Source organism: Anaerotruncus sp., assembly GCF_057433415.1.
On record NZ_DBMDHH010000097.1, the window covers coordinates 1 to 4,470 of the forward strand.

Genomic DNA, 4,470 nt, shown 5'->3' on the forward strand with positions numbered 1-4,470 from the left:
CTCCTTGGTGGTGCGCACGACGAGCTGCACCCCGAGCTCCCGCTCAAGGGAGCGGATGTGTGCGCTGATCGTCGGCTGGGTGAGGAAGAGCCGCTCCCCCGCGCGGGAGAAGCTGCCGAGGCTCACCACGGCGGAAAACGCCTCGAGCTGTTTAAAATCCAACCGCCCGCCTCCCTTCGGAAAAGTCCGACTTTTCATCCATTATACCAAAATCCGCCCCAAAAGTCACCCTTTGAGGCTTGTTTTTTTAGGCAAAGTGGGCTATGCTATAGATAATCCCGATAGATCCATGATAGCACAACCCGGCAGGATTTACCATCCCCGGGCGCGGGATACGGGAAATCGCACGGAAGGGAGGCTCGCATCGTGGCGGAACAGGAAAAACGGCTTACCCAAATGACCTCCACGGCCGGTTGAGCGGCCAAAGTCGGACCGGGGGTCCTCGCACAGGTTCTGTGCGGCTTACCAAAGTTCCACGATGAAAACCTGCTGGTCGGCTTCGACACCAGCGACGACGCCTGTGTCTACCGCATCAGCGACGAGCTCGCGCTTGTGCAGACGGTCGATTTCTTCCCGCCGGTGGTGGACGATCCCTACGCCTTCGGGCAGATCGCGGCGGCCAACGCCCTCTCGGACATCTACGCGATGGGCGCCGTCCCGAAGCTCGCGATGAACCTGCTCTGCTACCCCTCCTGCCTGCCGCAGGAGACGGTGCGGGCGATTCTGGCGGGCGGCGCGGACAAGGTGCGCGAGGCGGGCGCGGCGCTCGCGGGCGGGCACACGATCCAGGATAACGAGCCCAAATACGGCCTCTGCGTCAGCGGCTTCGTCGATCCGCGCAGGATCCTCGCGAATGCCGGCGCGCGGCCGGGCGACCTACTGATCCTCACCAAGCCCCTTGGGGTGGGCGTGCTCAACACCGCCGCGAAGGCGGAGCTCATCACGCCCGAGGCGTTCGCCCCGGTGATCGCGTCGATGTCCGCGCTCAACCGCGCGGCGGCGGAGATCGCGGCGGACTTCCCAGTCAGCGCCTGCACCGACGTGACCGGCTTCGGCCTGCTCGGGCACGCGTTCGAGATGGCGGAGGGCTCGGGCGTCACGATCCGGCTCTTTTCCGGGGAGCTCCCCCTGCTGGAGGGCGCGGCGGATTTGGCCGAGATGGGCATCCTGCCCGCCGGGGCCTACGCCAACCGCGACTATGTCGGGGAGCGCGCCGCCTACGGCGCGGGGGTGCCGCGCGTGCTGCGCGACCTGCTTGCCGATCCGCAGACGTCGGGCGGCCTGCTGCTCGCGGTGCCGAAAGCGCAAGTGGACGAACTGCTGCGCCGCTTGAAGGACGTTTTGCCAAGCGCGGCCGTGATCGGCGAGGCGGTCGAACGCCGGGCGGCCGCGATCGTTGTGGAATAGAAGCGGAGGACGGCTGATCAATCAGCCGTCCTCCGGCTTTTCCCCGCTCGGGGAGGGGCGCGCCGCCCGGGCGCGGTGAGAAAACGGATAAAAAAGGGGACGGTTCCAAGAACCGTCCCTTTTGTTATTCCGGCGAGAACTCAAAACCGTTTCCCCAAAGCCCGAGTCCGCGGATAACCTTGATCATTACGGCGCTACCGGCAACTTGCACAGTGTGTTCCGCATACTTTTTAGCTATTATAACATGTGCTTTTCACAAAGGCAAGAGAAAATCCGCGGCAAGAAAACAAAATATGAAAGATGTACATACGTAACATACAGCTGTTACGTGCGAAAAAACGCCAATGCGCTCTTGCCTTTTCTGCGCGGATTTGCTATACTATCCTCGTATCCGCCGGTATGATGGAATTGGCAGACGTGACGGACTCAAAATCCGTTGGTAGCGATACCGTGCCGGTTCGACCCCGGCTACCGGCACCAAAAAGGCCCCCGGGCGACTGTATTCAGTCGCCCGGGGGCCTTTTCCGTTTCACGCAGGCCGCACGGGGACCGCGTTATGCGGCCCCCTTTTTGCCCTTTTTCCCCGGTGCGAGCGAGAGCAGCGCCCCGAGCAGGATGCCCGCGGCGGCGGGCGGCACCCAGCCGAGCCCAAGCCCCGCGAGGGGGATGCTCTTCATCGCGGGGGTGAGGACGGGGATGGAGAGATGGGCGTCCGCGAGCGCGTAGAGCACGCTGGCGGTCGCGGTGAAGAGGATGGAGACGGGATAGATCTTCCCGAGCGGAGCGATCCAGCGGTGGAAAAAGGAGAGCAGGATGAGCACGATCGCCACCGGATAGATCGCGCCGAGCACGGGAACCGAGACGGCGAGGATCTGGTTGAGGCCGAGGTTGGCGATCGCCATGCTCATGAGCGCAAAGAAGAGTGCCCACCAGCGATAGGAGACGCGCGGGAACAACTCGTGGAAGTACTCGCTGCAGCAGCTGATGAGGCCGATGCAGGTGTTGAGGCAGGCGATGACGAAGACGGCGGCGAGCAACACGCTCCCAAAGGGTCCGAAGAGGGCGGAGACGAGCCGGGTGAGGGCCTCCGCGCCGTTTTGGCTGCCGGGGAACGCGCTCCCCGAAAGGGCGCCGATATGGGCGAGCATGGCGTAGACGGCCAGCAGGACAGCGCCGGCGAGCCAGCCGGCACGGACGGTGCCGCGCACGACGGCGCCGTCGTCCTTAACGCCGCCCGCGCGGATGTTGAGGGCGATGACGATGCCGAAGTTGAGCGCGGCGATCGTGTCCATCGTCTGGTAACCGACGAGAAACCCCTGCACCGCGGGGTTGGACGCGTACGCGTCCGTCACCGCGCCGTACCCGCCCGGGGGCCGCAGGGCGCAGCCCAGAAAGATGACGAGGATGAGCAGCAGCAGGGTGGGACAGAGGACCTTGCCCAACCGGTCGGTGAGCTTTTCCGGCTTGAGGGCGAGCAGGAGCGCCACACCGAAGAAGAGGGCGGAGTAGCCGAGCTGAAGGAGTCCGAACGGTGCGTCCGGCGGGAGGAAGGGGGAGACGGCCATTTCAAAGGAGGTGCTGGCGGTGCGGGGAATGGCGAGGCAGGGCCCGATGGAAAGATAGATGAGCATCGTATAGACGGCTGCAAAGCGCGGATGTACCCGTCCGGCCAGCCGGGAGAGCCCGCCCGACCGCGCCACGGCGACCACCCCGAGGATGGGGAAGCCGATGGCGCTGAGCGCGAACCCGGCCATGGCGGGCCAGGTGCTTGTCCCGGCCTGCGCGCCGAGAAAGGGCGGGAAGATCAGATTCCCCGCCCCGAAGAACATTGAAAAGAGGGTGAACCCCACCAAAAGCAATCGTTTTCCCTGCAGCTGCATGACATCCTCCCCGTTCCTTGAAAATCACCGTTTCCATTTTATCATGCATAGCGGGCGCTGGCAATGTGAAAACACTCCATACCGGTCCGCTCCCGCTGCCGGGAACCGGGGCCGCGGGGTTCCCGCGGCCCCGGTTGCGACGGTTGCTGCGGTCAGGCGTCGGGGTAGGGGCCGATGCGCGTGATCGTCAGGTAGGCGTTGCGGTAATCGGGCGTAGCGGGGAGGGATACGGGGGTGTTGTTGTCGGTGGCTGCGACGTGCAGGCCCACCCATGTCTGCGCGCCCAGCCGGCTGATGATCGAGCCGCTCACCATCGTGTTCGCCGTGAGCGGGACCCGCCCGGCCACGTCGTACCCGCCGGGCGTAAAGGAGACGGTGCAGTACCCCGGCGTACCCGTCGTCGCGCGCACGCCGTATTCGATCAGATAGAGCCCCGCGATCCCGGCGATGAGATTCTGGCGGTTGTTGGAAAGGGAAAAATTGTGCAGACTGCCCGTCTGGTCGAAGGTGACCAGACCGTAGTTGGGCCCGTTGAAGGTCTGTGCGCCGTGACTCGAAAGGGAAGCCGCCGCGCCGATGACCGGCCCGGTCGGTCCCGTCGCACCTGTCGGCCCTGTCGCACCTGTGGGACCTGCTTCTCCCGTAGGTCCCGTGGCTCCGGTGGGTCCGGCCGGGCCTGTCACAGAAGCGCCTGCCGCGCCCGTGGGCCCCGTGGGGCCGGTGCCGCCTGTGGCGCCCGTCGCGCCGGTGGCTCCTGTGACGCCGGCAGGCCCGGTTGGACCTGTCACAGAAACGCCTGCCGCGCCCGTGGGCCCCGTGGGGCCGGGACCGCCCGCAGGCCCCGCCGCGCCCGTGTTTCCGGTGGGTCCCTGCGGACCTGTCGGTCCGGTTGTACCCGCAGATCCCGTGACGCCCTGCGCGCCGATGGGCCCCTGCGCGCCGACGGGTCCCTGCGGACCAGCTGGTCCGGTGGCGCCGGCGGGTCCCGCCGGCCCGGTCGCTCCGGTGTTCCCCTGTGGGCCGGCCACTCCCGTGTTCCCGGTGGGACCGGTGGGCCCTGTCAAGCCGGGAAGCCCCATGGGCCCCATCGGGCCCGTGGGCCCTTGAAGCCCTGGCTGGCCTGCGGGCCCCGTGGCGCCGGTGGGCCCCGCCGGCCCGGTCGCCCCGGTGTTCCCCTGCGGGC

At 66.5% G+C, this 4,470-nt stretch carries 4 protein-coding genes, 1 tRNA gene and 1 pseudogene; 2 read left to right on the forward strand and 4 right to left on the reverse strand.

From position 1 onward, the window contains the following. A partial coding sequence (locus ACZO3G_RS14475) for a LysR family transcriptional regulator (protein WP_486847360.1) occupies positions 1-198 on the reverse strand: 198 nt, incomplete at its 3' end. Positions 199-396: 198 nt separating this feature from the next. Here ACZO3G_RS14475 and selD point away from each other — a divergent pair. Next, the gene (gene selD / locus ACZO3G_RS14480) at positions 397-1,407 is read left to right on the forward strand and encodes a selenide, water dikinase SelD (RefSeq protein ID WP_288235239.1); all 1,011 of its coding nucleotides are present in this window, start codon (positions 397-399) and stop codon (positions 1,405-1,407) included. Positions 1,408-1,800: 393 nt separating this feature from the next. Continuing rightward, a tRNA-Leu gene (locus ACZO3G_RS14485) sits at positions 1,801-1,887 on the forward strand. 74 nt (positions 1,888-1,961) lie between these two features. On the opposite strand, the gene brnQ is transcribed toward ACZO3G_RS14485, so the two are convergent. The 3 genes and pseudogenes from brnQ to ACZO3G_RS14500 all read right to left on the reverse strand — a co-directional run. Then, positions 1,962-3,287: a branched-chain amino acid transport system II carrier protein gene (gene brnQ / locus ACZO3G_RS14490; protein WP_288235236.1), complete on the reverse strand. Its 1,326-nt coding sequence runs from the start codon at positions 3,285-3,287 to the stop codon at positions 1,962-1,964. Positions 3,288-3,439: 152 nt separating this feature from the next. Further along, complete coding sequence (locus tag ACZO3G_RS14495) at positions 3,440-3,970, reverse strand: hypothetical protein (protein ID WP_353960883.1); 531 nt, start codon at positions 3,968-3,970, stop codon at positions 3,440-3,442. A 108-nt stretch (positions 3,971-4,078) separates the two neighbouring features. Then, positions 4,079-4,470 (reverse strand): annotated as a pseudogene (locus tag ACZO3G_RS14500) (hypothetical protein); the annotation flags it as partial.